Raw genomic sequence first — 15,033 nt, forward strand, 5'->3', positions numbered from 1 at the left:
GCCTTAGCGAGAGAAGATTTAGCAAAACTCAGCATGAAATCTCTCAATGTTATTAATAGTGTTTCTGTTTATCTCGCAAATCGGCAGAGTCACAAAGTTTAATTTTGTTTCTCTTTGCGTCTTAGCGCCTTTGCGAGAGAAAAATTTAGCAAAACTTAGCATGAGACTATTTTCGATTTTTAGGAGAGAATCTTGTTTACAATGTCGTTGACCACTTTTTCCTCATTGCTGTCGGCATCCTTGTAATGTTCTTTTTTATACTGATAAAGGCTCCATTTTTGTTTTTTGTATTCTAATGCAGTCAGATTTTCTATCCAATCTCCACTGTTCAGGTACATGACTTTTCCGTGTTCATTTTCTAATTCCTTCATCTGGGGTTTGTGAATGTGTCCACAAATAACATAACTACATTTTTTTTGAATAGCAACATCGGCTGCGGTAGTTTCAAAATTGGATATAAAAGAAACCGCTTTCTTGACGCTGTCTTTTATCATTTTGGAATAGCTTCTTTTTTCTTTGCCCAAAAGAGTCAAAAACCAATTAATCAAACTGTTGATCAGGATTAATAAATCATATCCTTTTCCGCCCAGTTTGGCGAGTATTTTGGCATAGCCCTGAGTGGAAGAATCGAACACATCGCCATGGAAAATCCACGCTTTTTTGCCGTCCAAATCCAACATAAGTTTGTCAACCAATTCGAAATTGCCTAAAACAAAATCAGAATATTTTCGTAGCGCCTCATCGTGATTTCCGGTAATGTAAATGACACGGGTACCGAGATTAGACATTTTTATAATCTGTCTCAGAACATTCATGTGGGCAGCCGGGAAGTAGCTTTTGGTGAAACTCCACATGTCGATAATATCGCCATTAAGAACTAATGTTTGTGGGTTTATTGATTTTAGATACTGCAGTAACTCTTTGGCGTGGCAGCCATAAGTTCCTAAATGGACATCACTTATAACCACCAGTGGAATTTTTCTTTTCCTTTTCATTTTTAGTTTTTACGAAAGTAAGACCGCTATGTTATCCTAATGTGTTCTTAGTATTATTTGTGTATAAAAAAGTATTGGTTTTTATAGATGATATTTTTAGGAATTAAAATACAGTTGAAGGTGTTTAGAGAAATGATTAGGAAGTAATAAATGATATCAAAATTGATATATATCACTTCTAATTTAAAAAATTAACATTATGTTTGTCAGACTAAGTCCTTATAATTGAAATGGAGTGTGTAGATCAGATTTTGTAACGCCTATTTTAATTGGATGGAAAAATTAAAACAAATATAACTTAAAACAAAAAACACACGTTGCTAATAAATTTCAAGTCATCGCATCAATATTTCAAGTCAATGTGTGTAAAGAAGGAATAAATCGGTTTCTGGAATTGACAGAAACCCCAATAAAAACTAATTAACCATAAAACCACCTTATATCCATTTATGAAAAAAGTAAAGTTAAGTCTGATAATTATTCTTTCAATAATCTGTACTCAATTGCAGGCACAAGCACCAACAAGAGATCGTCAAAAAGAAGAAAAAATTGAAAAACAACTCGAGGCGATTGATCCTTCATTGGTACAAATTTTCAAAGAGGCTACCGTTGCCATGGACAAACAAAATTATAAACTGGCAGACAGTCTATATTCTATTGTTTATTCGAAAGCTCCCAATTTTGATCCTGTCCTACGCCGACACGGCAGTTTACAATCAAGTTTAGGAAACACAAAAGAAGGAATAGATTTATGTAAAAAGGCAGTCGAAATAAACAGATCAGCTTACAACTTAACAAGTTTAGCGGAGGGATATTTGATTTCGAAGGATACAACAAAGCTCTATGAAGCGCAACAATTATTTAAAGAAGCCACAAAACTTCCAAACGGGGAAGATGTAGATATTTTAGCTGGGTATGTTCAAATTTCACTTCAAGTAAATGATATCACCACTGCAAAAGAAGTAGTGGAAAAATTGAAAGCAAAATATCCAAATGAGATGCTTACCCATTATTATTCGTCTATAATGTTGGCCTATGGAGAACAATGGAGAGAAGCCAAAAAAGAAATACTCAAAGCACAAGAAAAGGGCCTTCCGCAAGAAGAAGTTGATAGAATTTTGAATTTGGGCATAAATAATGAAATACTCAAAATGAATGCAGTCATTTATTTTGGTGTAATTGTAGCTGTTTGGGCTTTTGGGCTTTTATTGTTGTTCCTTGTAGGTAAATTTTTCTCAAACGTTACTTTGAAAGCCATCGAGAATAATCAGTTGGAAACAAGTTCTGTAAAACCAGGAGGTTGGTTGCGCTCAGGATATAAAACTCTAATTAACGTAGGTGGGTTTTATTATTATATATCGCTACCTATAATACTTGTTTTGGTTATAGGACTCACAGTTGGAATAATATACCTCTTTTTATTGGCTGGAACTATTCCCATTAAACTTGTAGCTATTTTGGTTATTGGTGCAGTAGTCACTATTTATAATATGATCCGTTCATTGCTTTTAAAAGTTGATTATACAGATCCAGGTCGAGAATTAAAAAGAGATGAGGCTCCAAATCTATACAATCTGACGGATGAAGTAGCACAGATAATGGGAACTCGCCCCATAGAAGAAATTCGTATTACTCCATTGAACGATTTGGCCGTTTATGAAAAAGGGACAAGGAGGGAGAAAATGAATGATAGAGGAAAGCGAATTCTGATACTTGGTACCGCTGTTTTAAAAGATTTCAAAAAGGGAGATTTTAAAGCTGTATTGGCCCATGAGTATGGACATTTCACACACAGGGATACGGCCGGTGGTGAAGTTGCATTTAGAGTGCAAAACGATATTACCAAATATTTTATAGCATTACACAATGCACAACAGAATACGATATGGAACGTTGCTTTTCATTTTCTCAGGTTGTATAATTTTATATTTCAAAGGATAAGCTGTGGAGCAACACGTCTTCAAGAAGTTCTTGCCGACAGGGTAGCAGCCGAAACATTTGGTACACCTTCATTTGTAAATGGGTTGACTCACGTTATTAAAAGACAAATTGAGTTTGGAAAATATGCCAATGTTGAAATTGAAGAAGCTGTGGAGTTAAAAAGACCGATAAATAATCTTTATGAGCTAAAGGGGAATCAAGATGCAACAATTGAAGAAGAACTGAATAAATTACTGAACAGTAAAACGACCGAAGACGATACGCATCCTAGTCCATCTGACCGATTTAGATATATAGATGGAATTAAGGCTGCAAATATTTTGGAAGACGAATCGTTAGTGAAAGATTTGTTCCAAGATTGGAGTGGTTTGACTGATGAAATGACCAAAACGATAGAAGCTAGGATTGACAGGAACTAATAAGGTTATAATTCACAAGAATTGGATGTTTTGATAAATTCGAATAAAGAGTCTTGATTTAGTTTCAAATCTCCTATATTATCAAAACGTTTGCAACCTTTACGAAAACAATAAAATATGAATAAAATTTTCTTTATGATTTGCTTTTTGACAATTTCAAATATTGCAAAATCTCAGACTAAAGCTCTTACTGATAATGGAAAAGAAGTGCTTCTATTTGACAATGGTACTTGGACATATTTGCAAGACAGTAGTAGCGTGAATTCAACTTCAATTGACTCATTGACATTAAACAAAAATAAATTTACCAAAACAAGCCAAGCAACATTTTTAGTAAAAAGTACTTCCTTTAATGTTGGTGTTTTTATAAATCCTTCCAAATGGGCTTTCGCATCACATAAAGACAATGAGAAAACCCCTGAATATAGGTTTAGTTTAAAATCAGGAGAGGGATATGCATTGATGATTACAGAGAAGACTCAGGTCGATCTTGAAAATATGCGACAAATTGCTCTTCTGAATGCGCAAAAAGCATCTTTTGATGTAAAAGAAACAAGTGCTGAGTATAGAATCGTAAATAATAAAAAAATGTTGTGCCTAAAATTTCAAGGAACCGTCAAGGGAATTAAATTAGCATACTTTGGGTATTATTATTCAAATCCAAATGGGACAGTTCAATTGTTAGGTTTTTCAAGCCAACAATATTTTGACAGTATTCAAAAAGATTTGGAAAATTTTCTAAATGGATTAGTTGAGATTTAAAAATCGAAAGACAGTAATATACAATAGTGCTAGAATTAATTTAAGCAATTGTCCTAATTTGAAAATGATTCTCTATTCTATAAGTTTTTGAAAATCCAAGAATAAGAATTTATTTAGAGTTAAATTACTAATAAAGAGCGTGTTGTGTTTTGGTTCTCTACCATAATAAAGCATGTTTTTTTTGTTAACTCTAACAATTCAATAGACCAATTTATGGCATCACTTACTAATACCAGAATAGAATCCATTGACTTACTAAAAGGTTTGGTGATGGTCATAATGGCGCTAGACCATGTGAGGGATTATTTTCATTATTCGGCTTTCTTTTTTGACCCAACAGATCCCATTCAAAGTAATTTGCCCATCTTTTTTACACGCTGGATAACCCATTTTTGTGCGCCTACGTTTAGTTTTTTGGCAGGGATGTCGGCATTTATGGTTGGCAAAAGAAAAACAAAAAATGAGTTGTCTGGTTTTTTATTCAAAAGGGGACTTTGGTTGGTTTTTATTGAGTTGACAGTTGTTGGCTTTGCTTGGTTTTTTGATATTCACTTTAGGACTCTTGGCCTTCTTGTGATATGGTCATTAGGTATTAGTATGATAGTTTTGGCAGTTTTAATTTATTTGCCAAGAATCTATATTCTGTTTTTTAGTTTGTTGCTTATTTGTTTTCACAATCTATTCGATAACGTTCATTTTTCGGGTAATGTATTGTGGTCCCTTATTCATGAACAAACTTTTTACCCACTATCTGAGCATACTCAATTACTGATTGGATACCCACTTGTTCCATGGATTGCAGTAATGGCTTTAGGGTATTATTTCGGTGCGTTTTATGATAAATCTTTTGACAGTGCTAAGCGGAAAAAAATATTCAACTCTATAGGAGGAATTGCTATAGTGGTTTTTATTCTATTAAGATTGACCAATCTCTATGGAGACCCAAAGCCTTTTAAACATTTTGATACGCTATCCCAAGACCTAATTTCTTTTTTAAATCCAAGTAAATATCCACCGTCACTTTTGTATATATTGATGACTTTGGGAGGGGCTTTCTTGTTTTTGGCCAACACCGAAAAACTCAAAGGAAAAGTTGTGGACTTCTTCTCCACTTTCGGAAGAGTTCCTTTTTTTTATTACATTCTGCATCTTTACTTTATTCATATAATTGCAATGATTTTTGCTGAACTGTCTGGTTTTGGTTGGCAAAAATTCATTTTCTCAACTTGGATAGGATTTGAACCCAATATGAAAGGCTATGGCTTTAGTCTATGGGTGGTTTATGCAGTTTGGATTGGAATTGTTCTGATGCTCTATCCATTATGTAAAAAGTTTAACGAGTATAAACAAATAAACAGGGAAAAATGGTGGTTGAGTTATTTGTAAAAATAATTTTTTAATCAATAAATGAATAGAATAATATGAATCCTAAAGTTGATTTTTATTTTGATAAAACCTCAAAATGGCAACCAGCATTGGAGCAATTAAGAAGAATTGCTCTTGATTGTCAGCTAACCGAGGAGTTGAAATGGGGTGCTCCTTGCTACACGTTTCAAGGTAAGAACATTGTTTTAATTCATGATTTTAAAGAATACTGCGCTTTTTTGTTTTTCAAAGGAGCTTTGTTAAGTAATGCCGATGGTATTTTAATTCAACAATCAAAGAATGTGCAGGCGGCGAGACAGATTCGGTTCACCATTGCTGAGGAAATTGTTGAGATGCAAGCCATTTTGAAAGCCCATATTTATGAAGCTATTGAAGTAGAAAAAGCAGGGTTGGAAGTTAAATTCAAAAAAACGGAAGAATTCATTCTTGTCGAAGAATTTCAAAAGAAATTGGAAGAGTTACCTGATTTGAAAAAAGCCTTCGAAGCTTTGACTCCAGGACGACAAAGAGCCTATATGTTGCATTTTTCTGCCCCCAAACAATCCAAAACCCGAGAGTCGAGAGTAGAAAAAAGTATACCGCAAATTATTGAAGGTAAAGGGTTGAATGATTAGTATATTTGTAAAAAAAGATTAAAGAATAACATGATGAAATTTCATGTTTTATATTGTGTTTACACCACAACAATACTTTTGACTTTACGACTTTAAAACTTTTTACTTACTTATGTCTGAAATATTTAAAAATCATTTAGAAAAATTCATCGAAATAGATGAAAGAGAACTTTCTGATGTTTTGACTTTTTTTCAGATTAGAAAGGTCAAGAAAAAAGAAAATTTACTTGTTGAAGGACAGATTTGCAAATTACATTATTTTGTGCTGAATGGTTGTCTGCGTAAATTTTTCATTAATGGAAAAGGGATGGAGCAAACCACGGAATTTGCAATAGAAAATTGGTGGATGACAGATAATTTCGCTTACGAGCGAGGTCTGTCAACAGAATTTTATATTCAAGCGGTTGAAAATTCTGAGATTTTAGTAATTGACCGTGATGCGCATGAAAAGCTATTGACTGAATTCCCGAAAATGGAACGTTATTTTAGATTCATCTACCAACGGGCTTACGCAGCAACGCAAATGCGAATAAAATATCTGTATGATTTTTCTAAGGAAGAATTCTACGATCATTTGTGTAAAGGACATCCCGAATTTGTACAAAGGATTCCACAGTATTTAATTGCTTCCTTTTTAGGTTTTACACCTGAATATTTAAGCGAAATCAGAAATAAAAAGCGTTCTTAAACTGGTTTAAGTTTTTTATATTATCTATTCCTGAAATTTGTACTGTTAATTTAAAACAAACAAATAAAATGGAAAAGAGAATAAACATCAACGAAATAGAACCTCAGGCTTATAAAGCGATGTACGCTTTGGAGGGTTATTTGGCAGCATCTCAATTGTCAAAAACAAATAAAGAATTAATAAAAATTAGAACATCCCAAATTAATGGATGTGCGTTTTGTATTGATATGCATACAAAAGATGCACTGAAATATGGTGAAACCACTCAACGTATTTTTTTACTGAATGCTTGGCGTGAGACCAATTTATTTACCGAGGAAGAAAAAGTGATTTTGGCCATTACCGAAGAAATTACTTTGATTCATAATCATGGTTTATCTGATGATACGTATAAAAAAGCAGAACAGTTTTTTGATAAAAACACCATCGCACAGATTATAATGGCTATCGTAACCATAAATGCTTGGAACAGAATTGCCGTGAGCACACAGTTGGAGCCAGCGAAATAGAACGTTTGTTTACAATGGAATAACAGAAAAACGTAAGAGTCAAGAACTTTTACGCTTTTTTTGTGGTTAAAGTCTAAGTTGTGCAAAGTTCCTAGCTGTATTATTGATTTGATTTCATTCCTATTTTTAAGTTAAAAGGCTTCTATTCTTTTAAAAATTCTTTATTTTTGATGAATGAAACTACTGGCAAGCGTCTTTTTGTTATTTCCAATATTATTGTTTTCTCAATCTTTTGAAAAAGGAGAAAAACTGTTCATTGATGGAAAATTCGATCAAGCGCAGCCTATTCTGGAGAGTTACTTAAAAAACAATCCGTCAAATCTTAAAACCATAGAGTATTTGGGAGATATTGCAGGGTATAATAAGTCTTGGGACAAAGCAATTTCCTATTATAATAATCTGAAAACATTAAAACCCACAGAAGCTAATTATTATTACAAATACGGTGGTGCTTTGGGAATGAAATCTTTGGAAGTCAATAAATTCAGAGCATTGGGAATGATTAGTGAAGTGAGATCTTCTTTTGAAAAAGCCATAGCTTTAGACCCAAAACACATCGAAGCACGTTGGGCTCTCATTGAGTTGAATTTGAAATTGCCTGGAATTGTGGGAGGAAGTGAATCCAAAGCTATCAAGTATTCCAGTGAATTAAGAGAAATATCTCCAGTTGACGGGTATTTGTCACGTGGTCATATCGAGGAATATTTCGATAGATATTCAAATGCCGAACAACAGTATAAAAGAGCTATTTTGATAGGAGGTTCAAAGGTTTGTTATCAAAAATTGGCCGATTTGTATAAAAATAAAATGAAACAACCCGATAAAGCCAATAAGGTTTGGGAAGATTATAAAAACAGAAAGTAAAGGTTATTCGATAACATTGTTGTCTATTAAACCTATTAACGAATAAACGAATAAACATAAATGAGAACACATTTCATTGCCATAGGCGGAAGCGCAATGCACAACCTAGCATTGGCATTACATAACAAAGGATATCAAGTTACGGGAAGTGACGATGCCATTTTTGAACCTTCAAAATCAAGATTGGAAAAAAAAGGAATTCTGCCAGTAGAGTTGGGGTGGTTTCCTGAAAAAATCACATCCGATATTGAAGCCGTAATACTTGGAATGCATGCCAAAGCCGATAATCCTGAACTTTTGAAAGCGCAGGAATTAGGACTTAAAATTTATTCGTATCCAGAGTTTTTATACGAACAGTCCAAAAACAAAACCCGTGTAGTCATTGGTGGTTCACACGGGAAAACGACGATAACTTCGATGATTTTGCATGTGATGCATTATCATAATATTGAAGTGGATTATATGGTGGGAGCACAGTTGGAAGGCTTTGACACGATGGTGCATCTTACCGAAGAGAATGATTTTATGGTTTTGGAAGGTGATGAATATTTGTCTTCTCCAATTGACAGAAGACCTAAATTTCATTTATACCAGCCAAATATCGCCTTGATTTCTGGAATTGCTTGGGATCATATTAATGTTTTTCCAACCTATGATTTTTATGTGGAGCAGTTTGAAATTTTTATTGATAAAATTACAAACGGTGGAATTTTGGTTTACAATGAAGACGATTCTGAAGTAAAACGTGTTGCCGAAAAAGCGACTAATCCTATACGTAAATTGGCTTATCATACGCCAAATTATACTGTAAACGATGGGGTAACATTGTTGGAAACCCCAGAAGGGCCTATGCCTATTGAAGTATTCGGTGCGCATAATTTAAATAATTTAGCCGGAGCCAAATGGATTTGCCAGAACATGGGAGTCGATGAAGCCGATTTTTATGAAGCGATTGCCAGTTTCAAAGGAGCATCTAAACGCTTGGAAAAAATTGCCGAAAGTAAAACAAAAGTAGCCTACAAAGATTTTGCTCATTCACCAAGTAAAGTGGCCGCGACTACCAAAGCCGTGAAAGAGCAATATCCAAATCGTACAGTTGTGGCTTGTTTAGAATTGCACACCTACAGCAGTTTGAATGCAGAGTTCTTGAAAGAATATGAAGGCGCATTGGAATATGCTGACGTAGCAGTAGTTTTTTATTCGCCGGATGCTGTAAAAATCAAACAATTGGAAGAAGTTACATATGAACAAATTGCCAAAGCTTTCAATAGAGAGGATTTGATTATTTATACCAATCCAAAAGATTTTAAAGATTATTTGTTTAATCTAAATCTTGAAAATTCAGCTTTATTATTGATGAGTTCCGGAAATTATGGTGGATTGAATTTTGATGAGGTGAAAGAATTAGTTAAATAGTTTACTTTATTTATTATACATAATGTGCCAATTGCAATTTTGTGATTGGCATATTTTTTTTGCATAGTTATTTCAAAACCAAATAAGAAATTAATTTTATTGTATGATTTTTCTCTTTTTTTAATACATTAGCAAAACTAAGATTTAAGATTTATGGACTCAATAGTAAAAGTTGTAAAAACAACCAGCGAGAATTCTGATTTTTTGTCGTTGATAAAGACATTTGATATGTATTTGTGGGAACGATACCCAGAATTGAAGACCAATTATTGGGGAAACAATATCATAGAGTTGAACAGGAATGTAGTAGTAATTTATTTGGATGAAAAACCAGTTGCCTGTGGATGTTTCAAGAAATATGATAAGAATACAATTGAAATAAAACGAATGTTTGTTTCTCCAGAAGCTCGCGGATTGGGATTGGCTCAAAGAGTATTGCAAGAATTGGAACTTTGGGCAAAAGAATTGGACTATTCAGTTTCACTTTTAGAAACGTTGCATAAACAGCAAGAAGCGATTAGTTTGTATCAAAAAGTAGGATATGTAATTGTCGATAATTACGGGCCTTATATTGGATTAGATAAAAGTGTTTGTATGCAAAAAATAATAGGGAAAATAGATAAGTAAGTAGGGTCGCTTGAAGTAGTATAAATTTAAATCTTTATGAAATTATGATTTTAGACGATTCTAATTTACCCTTCAGGGGCCAGGGGGCTTTTCCCATTACCAATTGGTCTGAAGACGATAAACCTCGTGAAAAATTGATGCTCAAAGGCAAAAGTGTTTTGAGTGATGCCGAATTGATTGCAATACTGATCGGTTCTGGAAGCCGAAATGAATCGGCGGTGGGTTTGAGTAAACGAATTTTGGCAAGTGTAGATTATAATTTGAATGCTTTGGGGAAGCTATCTATTGCACAATTAATGAATTTTAAAGGAATTGGCGAAGCCAAAGCGATTTCGATAATTGCCGCAATGGAGTTGGGAAGGAGAAGGAGAAACGAAGATGCAGCTGAGTTGACGAAAATAACGTCCAGTAAAGCGGTTTTCGAAATTATGCAGCCGATAATAGGCGAGTTACCTCACGAAGAATTTTGGGTTTTGTTTTTGAATAATTCCAATAAAGTGCTTTTCAAAACTCAGTTAAGCAAGGGAGGAATGACCGGAACAATGGTCGATATCCGAATTGTATTCAAAATTGCTTTTGAACAAAACGCAACTGCAATAATCCTCGCACATAATCATCCTTCCGGAAAATTGCAAGCCAGCGATGCCGATATTCAAATAACTAAAAAGATTAAAACGGCAGGGCAACAATTAGATATTCCTGTTTTGGACCATATAATCATAACAGAAAATGGTTACTTTAGTTTTGTTGATGAAGGAATATTTTAAAAAACTTGCCTAAATAAGACATTTGTCTTATATTTACAGACAAATGTATTTTTATGGAAGCGATTAAATTAAAACCAAGAGAAGCTATTGATAAAGCTGTTAGAGTTTTGGTAAATAGAGTGGAGCAGGAGAGAGGATATAAGCTTTTGAATAAGAAAATCACTTATGATGAGTTTTTGAAAAATAGAATGCTAATCGTCCATGCTATCCGCGAAGGAATTCCGTATGAGCTTTTCAATTTGATAAAAGAAATAACCCCTTTTAATGAAGAGGATTGGGCTTCTTTTTTAGGGATTTCCACAAAATCACTTCAAAGGAATAAAATCAAAGAAGATTTTATTTTCAAACCGTTACAATCCGAAAAAATATTGGAATTGGCAGAAGTAACTTCTTTGGGAAATGATGTTTTTGATTCGGAAGTACAATTTTATATGTGGCTGAAAACGCCTTCATTTGCGCTTGGAAATTTACAGCCCATAGAATTGCTTAGAGATTCCTACGGCAAAGAAATGGTGGTCAATGAATTGAATAAAATAGATCAAGGTATTTTTGTTTAATGGAAGTTTTTCGATTAGCACGCAAAAAATACCCTATTGAGTTGTCTGGAAAAGGGGCTTCAATTTCTGGTGCGCGTTGGAATTCAAAAGGGACAGAGATTATTTATTGTGCCCAGAGCAGGGCTTTGGCAATGGCCGAAGTTTTGGTTCATCTTTCATTGGCAACATTGCCCAATGATTTTGTGATGCTGACAATTGATATTCCGGATGATATTTCTGTAGAATTTTTAGATCTCAATAAATTATCTATCGATTGGAATGTTTTTCCTTGTACCTTTGAGACACCTCTTTTGGGAGATGATTTCATAAGAAGAAACGAAGCTTGTATTTTGAAAGTGCCATCAGCGGTAGTGAAAGGTGATTTCAATTTTTTAATTAATCCATATCATATTGATTTTTATAAAATTAAAATTACTGAACAAATTGATTTTCCTTTCGACAAACGAATTTTTAAATAATGTCATTACATGTTTTCTACTAAAATTACCGATATATTCTTCGACTTAGATCATACACTTTGGGATTTTGATGTCAATTCGGAATTGGCTTTTGATACCATTTTGAAGAAAGATCATCCAACAATCGAAATTGCTGATTTCATAGAAAAGTACGTTCCAATCAATCAAGCCTGTTGGAAATTATACCAATATGATAAAATTACACATGCTGAATTGCGATATAATCGCCTCAAACATACTTTTGATGCGTTGGAATATTTTGTTTCGGATGCTCAAATAGAAAGTATAGCGCATGATTATATTCAGTTATTGCCTGAAAATAATCGTTTATTTGATGGTACAATTGAAGTACTGGAATATCTAGAAAAAAAGTATAAATTGCATATTATTACCAACGGTTTTGCCGATGTGCAATACAAAAAAATGAACAATTCGAACATTTCTGGTTTTTTCAAAACGATAACCAATTCAGAGATGGCAGGTGTTAAGAAACCTAATCCTGTTATTTTTGAGTATGCACTTAATGCGGCTCAAGCCAATAAAGAAAGCAGTATCATGATTGGAGATTGTCTAGAGGCCGATGTACAAGGTGCGTTGAATGCAGGATTAGATGCTATTTTTTTTAATGATAAAAAAATTAAAGTAGAGAAAAACATCAAACAAGTGACTCATTTATTAGAATTAAAAAAATATTTATAAAACATGAAGACTAAATTTCTATTCCTGTTGTTGCTTGTTTCAAGCTATGGTTTTTCCCAATCGGTCAATGATTATCCCGCAGTTATTATTCCTTTAAAATATGATTTTCTTAAAAGCGAAAATCAGTACCGACTGAGTACATTGACAAAAGTTAATTTAAAAAAAGCAGGTTTTGAGGCTTTTTATGCCAATGAAACAATTCCAAAAGAATACAGTGATAGATGCAGTCTATTAAATGTGGATGTATTGAAAGAAAGCGGATTTTTGATAACTAAATTGTATGTTGCTCTTAAAGATTGTAATGGTAAAGTTATTTTTAAATCCGAAGTAGGAAAAAGCAAAGAGAAAGATTATGAAGTTGCCTACACCGAAGCATTAAATATGGCTTTTGCATCTGTTTATGCATTGCACTATAAATACAATGGAAAAGTGACTGCTTCGAATCAAAACACTACAGTTGTTTCATCACCTGCGGAAACATCACCTGCATCCTATGTAACTGCCGTTCCTGTCACTACAGCAGCCGTAGCTGTGAATGTGCTAAGTAGCAGTATCGAACCAGATGGTAATGTATTGTTTGCGCAACCTATCAAAAATGGATTTCAATTAGTGGATAGCACACCAAAAGTGGTTATAAAAGCATATAAAACCACAAACCCTTCTATTTATTTGGCATTTAAAGAAAATATTCAAGGAGTTATGGTTTTAAAAGAAAATCAATGGTTCTTTGAGTATTATGAAAAAGATACTTTAATGTCTGAGAAAATAGCTGTGAAGTTTTAGGCAATAACAACCTAAAATCTAAAACCTGCAATCTTAATTCTGCAATCTAAGACCTCAATACCCGTATTTATCCTTCCATCTATTTTTCAAGAATTCACGAGTTGTGTTTTCTCTGTAATTAGTTCCAGGAACATAAATAGGGGTATTTTTTATTGCCTCTGGCAAGAATTCCTGTTCGGCAAAATTATTGGCATAATCATGCGAATATTTATAATCCTCGCCATATCCTAATTCTTTCATTAATTTGGTAGGAGCGTTGCGCAAATGGATAGGTACAGGTAAATCGCCAGTCTGTTTGACTAATTGTTGAGCCGTTCCAATAGCCAAATACGAAGCATTGCTTTTGGGTGAAGTGGCAAGATAAATAGCGCACTGGCTCAGAATAATTCGGCTTTCGGGATAACCAATTGTAGAAACCGCCTGAAAAGCATTATTTGCCATTATAAAAGCCGTCGGATTGGCATTACCAATATCTTCACTGGACAAAATTAACATTCTTCTGGCTATGAATTTCACATCCTCACCGCCTTCAATCATTCGCGCCAGCCAATAGACAGCACCATTCGGATCACTTCCCCGAATCGATTTTATAAAGGCCGAAACAATGTCATAATGCTGTTCTCCACTTTTGTCATACAAAACCGTATTTTGTTGTACCAATTGAAAAACTCGGTCATTGGTGATCAAGATTTCATCTTCGGAGGAAGCATTTACGACAAGTTCAAAAATATTTAATAGCTTGCGTCCATCGCCACCAGAAAGTCGCAATAGTGCCTCTGTTTCTTGCAGTTGAATATTTTTTGTAGCCAAATAAGTATCTGTTTTCATGGCTCTTTGCAATAAATGTTCCAAATCCGCTTTAGTAAACGCATTTAAAATATATACTTGGCAACGGGACAATAAAGCGGGAATAACTTCAAAGCTCGGATTTTCGGTCGTGGCTCCTATAAGCGTAATCCATCCTTTTTCGACTGCGGCCAATAAAGAATCCTGTTGCGATTTACTAAAACGATGAATCTCATCAATAAATAAAATAGGGTTTTTGGCAGTAAATAAACCACCGCTCTGTCTTGCTTTCTCAATTACATCCCGAATGTCCTTTACCCCCGAGTTAATGGCACTTAATATATAAAAAGGACGTTTGGACTCCTGGGCAATAATTTGTGCCAAAGTTGTTTTACCAGTTCCTGGAGGACCCCAAAATATTAACGACGGGATGATTCCTTTTGCAATTTGTTGCGTCAACGAGCCATTAGGCCCAACCAAATGGGATTGACTGATGTAATCTTCTAATTTTTGTGGGCGTATGCGTTCTGCCAGTGGTGCTTCCATATGGTAAAATTACACAATTTTCAGTTTTTAAGAGTATATTTTTAGGAGCTCTTTCCTGCTATCTGCTTGTATCTTTTCATAAGTTGAAGAAAAATCACCTTATGAAAAGGATACCGCTACTATCAGGGCTAGGGCATTCGTTTTCATAATAGTTATTATTTTATATGACAAAATAGCATTAAATTGCTTTTGGATACATTTTTGATTTGTATTAAG

Annotated in this window: 16 protein-coding genes; 14 read left to right on the top strand and 2 right to left on the bottom strand. The window is 34.0% G+C overall.

Annotation, left to right across the window (positions count from 1 at the left end):
- Window positions 1-179: 179 nt before the first annotated feature.
- Window positions 180-995 carry a UDP-2,3-diacylglucosamine diphosphatase gene (locus C8C85_RS11280; RefSeq protein ID WP_116797167.1) on the bottom strand — a complete coding sequence of 272 codons (816 nt, stop codon included), beginning with the start codon at window positions 993-995 and terminating at the stop codon, window positions 180-182.
- A gap of 449 nt (window positions 996-1,444) precedes the next feature.
- On the opposite strand from C8C85_RS11280, the gene C8C85_RS11285 reads away from it, so the two are divergent.
- From C8C85_RS11285 to C8C85_RS11350, 14 genes are all read left to right on the top strand, one after another.
- On the top strand, window positions 1,445-3,355 hold the full coding sequence (locus C8C85_RS11285; protein WP_116797168.1) for a M48 family metallopeptidase: 1,911 nt from the start codon (window positions 1,445-1,447) through the stop codon (window positions 3,353-3,355).
- Between the two features lie 117 nt (window positions 3,356-3,472).
- Window positions 3,473-4,117, top strand: coding sequence for a hypothetical protein (locus C8C85_RS11290; RefSeq protein ID WP_116797169.1), 645 nt, complete (start codon window positions 3,473-3,475; stop codon window positions 4,115-4,117).
- 213 nt (window positions 4,118-4,330) lie between these two features.
- A complete protein-coding gene (locus C8C85_RS11295) occupies window positions 4,331-5,503 on the top strand; it encodes a DUF1624 domain-containing protein (protein ID WP_116797170.1) in 1,173 nt (390 codons plus the stop codon).
- 35 nt (window positions 5,504-5,538) lie between these two features.
- Window positions 5,539-6,117, top strand: a complete 579-nt coding sequence (locus C8C85_RS11300) for a YdeI/OmpD-associated family protein (protein ID WP_116797171.1) — start codon at window positions 5,539-5,541, stop codon at window positions 6,115-6,117.
- A gap of 112 nt (window positions 6,118-6,229) precedes the next feature.
- Window positions 6,230-6,805 (top strand): Crp/Fnr family transcriptional regulator, encoded by a 576-nt coding sequence (locus tag C8C85_RS11305; RefSeq protein WP_116797172.1) that lies wholly within the window; start codon window positions 6,230-6,232, stop codon window positions 6,803-6,805.
- 68 nt (window positions 6,806-6,873) lie between these two features.
- Complete coding sequence (locus C8C85_RS11310; protein WP_116797173.1) at window positions 6,874-7,314, top strand: carboxymuconolactone decarboxylase family protein; 441 nt, start codon at window positions 6,874-6,876, stop codon at window positions 7,312-7,314.
- 174 nt (window positions 7,315-7,488) lie between these two features.
- A complete protein-coding gene (locus C8C85_RS11315; RefSeq protein ID WP_116797174.1) occupies window positions 7,489-8,178 on the top strand; it encodes a tetratricopeptide repeat protein in 690 nt (229 codons plus the stop codon).
- Between the two features lie 60 nt (window positions 8,179-8,238).
- Window positions 8,239-9,594 carry a UDP-N-acetylmuramate--L-alanine ligase gene (locus tag C8C85_RS11320; protein WP_116797175.1) on the top strand — a complete coding sequence of 452 codons (1,356 nt, stop codon included), beginning with the start codon at window positions 8,239-8,241 and terminating at the stop codon, window positions 9,592-9,594.
- A 153-nt stretch (window positions 9,595-9,747) separates the two neighbouring features.
- Window positions 9,748-10,221: a GNAT family N-acetyltransferase gene (locus C8C85_RS11325; protein WP_116797176.1), complete on the top strand. Its 474-nt coding sequence runs from the start codon at window positions 9,748-9,750 to the stop codon at window positions 10,219-10,221.
- Between the two features lie 44 nt (window positions 10,222-10,265).
- Window positions 10,266-10,988, top strand: coding sequence for a RadC family protein (gene radC, locus C8C85_RS11330; protein ID WP_116797177.1), 723 nt, complete (start codon window positions 10,266-10,268; stop codon window positions 10,986-10,988).
- A gap of 53 nt (window positions 10,989-11,041) precedes the next feature.
- A complete protein-coding gene (locus C8C85_RS11335) occupies window positions 11,042-11,545 on the top strand; it encodes an antitoxin Xre-like helix-turn-helix domain-containing protein (protein ID WP_116797178.1) in 504 nt (167 codons plus the stop codon).
- Window positions 11,545-12,003, top strand: coding sequence for an RES family NAD+ phosphorylase (locus C8C85_RS11340; RefSeq protein WP_116797179.1), 459 nt, complete (start codon window positions 11,545-11,547; stop codon window positions 12,001-12,003). Before C8C85_RS11335 ends, C8C85_RS11340 begins: the two co-directional genes overlap by 1 nt.
- Window positions 12,004-12,012: 9 nt before the next feature.
- Window positions 12,013-12,702, top strand: a complete 690-nt coding sequence (locus C8C85_RS11345) for a YjjG family noncanonical pyrimidine nucleotidase (RefSeq protein ID WP_116797180.1) — start codon at window positions 12,013-12,015, stop codon at window positions 12,700-12,702.
- 3 nt (window positions 12,703-12,705) lie between these two features.
- The gene (locus tag C8C85_RS11350) at window positions 12,706-13,485 is read left to right on the top strand and encodes a hypothetical protein (RefSeq protein WP_116797181.1); all 780 of its coding nucleotides are present in this window, start codon (window positions 12,706-12,708) and stop codon (window positions 13,483-13,485) included.
- Window positions 13,486-13,539: 54 nt separating this feature from the next.
- Here C8C85_RS11350 and C8C85_RS11355 read toward each other — a convergent pair whose 3' ends face one another.
- Complete coding sequence (locus C8C85_RS11355; protein ID WP_116797182.1) at window positions 13,540-14,817, bottom strand: replication-associated recombination protein A; 1,278 nt, start codon at window positions 14,815-14,817, stop codon at window positions 13,540-13,542.
- Between the last annotated feature and the right edge of the window lie 216 nt (window positions 14,818-15,033).

The organism is Flavobacterium sp. 103, assembly GCF_003096795.1.
Classification (GTDB): domain Bacteria; phylum Bacteroidota; class Bacteroidia; order Flavobacteriales; family Flavobacteriaceae; genus Flavobacterium.

What these genes read in the sequence shown, in the direction of transcription:
- C8C85_RS11280 (WP_116797167.1), bottom strand. Translation starts at nt 995, where the DNA reads ATGAAAAGGAAAAGAAAAATTCCACTGGTGGTTATAAGTGATGTCCAT.
- C8C85_RS11285 (WP_116797168.1), top strand. Translation starts at nt 1,445, where the DNA reads ATGAAAAAAGTAAAGTTAAGTCTGATAATTATTCTTTCAATAATCTGT.
- C8C85_RS11290 (WP_116797169.1), top strand. Translation starts at nt 3,473, where the DNA reads ATGAATAAAATTTTCTTTATGATTTGCTTTTTGACAATTTCAAATATT.
- C8C85_RS11295 (WP_116797170.1), top strand. Translation starts at nt 4,331, where the DNA reads ATGGCATCACTTACTAATACCAGAATAGAATCCATTGACTTACTAAAA.
- C8C85_RS11300 (WP_116797171.1), top strand. Translation starts at nt 5,539, where the DNA reads ATGAATCCTAAAGTTGATTTTTATTTTGATAAAACCTCAAAATGGCAA.
- C8C85_RS11305 (WP_116797172.1), top strand. Translation starts at nt 6,230, where the DNA reads ATGTCTGAAATATTTAAAAATCATTTAGAAAAATTCATCGAAATAGAT.
- C8C85_RS11310 (WP_116797173.1), top strand. Translation starts at nt 6,874, where the DNA reads ATGGAAAAGAGAATAAACATCAACGAAATAGAACCTCAGGCTTATAAA.
- C8C85_RS11315 (WP_116797174.1), top strand. Translation starts at nt 7,489, where the DNA reads ATGAAACTACTGGCAAGCGTCTTTTTGTTATTTCCAATATTATTGTTT.
- C8C85_RS11320 (WP_116797175.1), top strand. Translation starts at nt 8,239, where the DNA reads ATGAGAACACATTTCATTGCCATAGGCGGAAGCGCAATGCACAACCTA.
- C8C85_RS11325 (WP_116797176.1), top strand. Translation starts at nt 9,748, where the DNA reads ATGGACTCAATAGTAAAAGTTGTAAAAACAACCAGCGAGAATTCTGAT.
- radC (WP_116797177.1), top strand. Translation starts at nt 10,266, where the DNA reads ATGATTTTAGACGATTCTAATTTACCCTTCAGGGGCCAGGGGGCTTTT.
- C8C85_RS11335 (WP_116797178.1), top strand. Translation starts at nt 11,042, where the DNA reads ATGGAAGCGATTAAATTAAAACCAAGAGAAGCTATTGATAAAGCTGTT.
- C8C85_RS11340 (WP_116797179.1), top strand. Translation starts at nt 11,545, where the DNA reads ATGGAAGTTTTTCGATTAGCACGCAAAAAATACCCTATTGAGTTGTCT.
- C8C85_RS11345 (WP_116797180.1), top strand. Translation starts at nt 12,013, where the DNA reads ATGTTTTCTACTAAAATTACCGATATATTCTTCGACTTAGATCATACA.
- C8C85_RS11350 (WP_116797181.1), top strand. Translation starts at nt 12,706, where the DNA reads ATGAAGACTAAATTTCTATTCCTGTTGTTGCTTGTTTCAAGCTATGGT.
- C8C85_RS11355 (WP_116797182.1), bottom strand. Translation starts at nt 14,817, where the DNA reads ATGGAAGCACCACTGGCAGAACGCATACGCCCACAAAAATTAGAAGAT.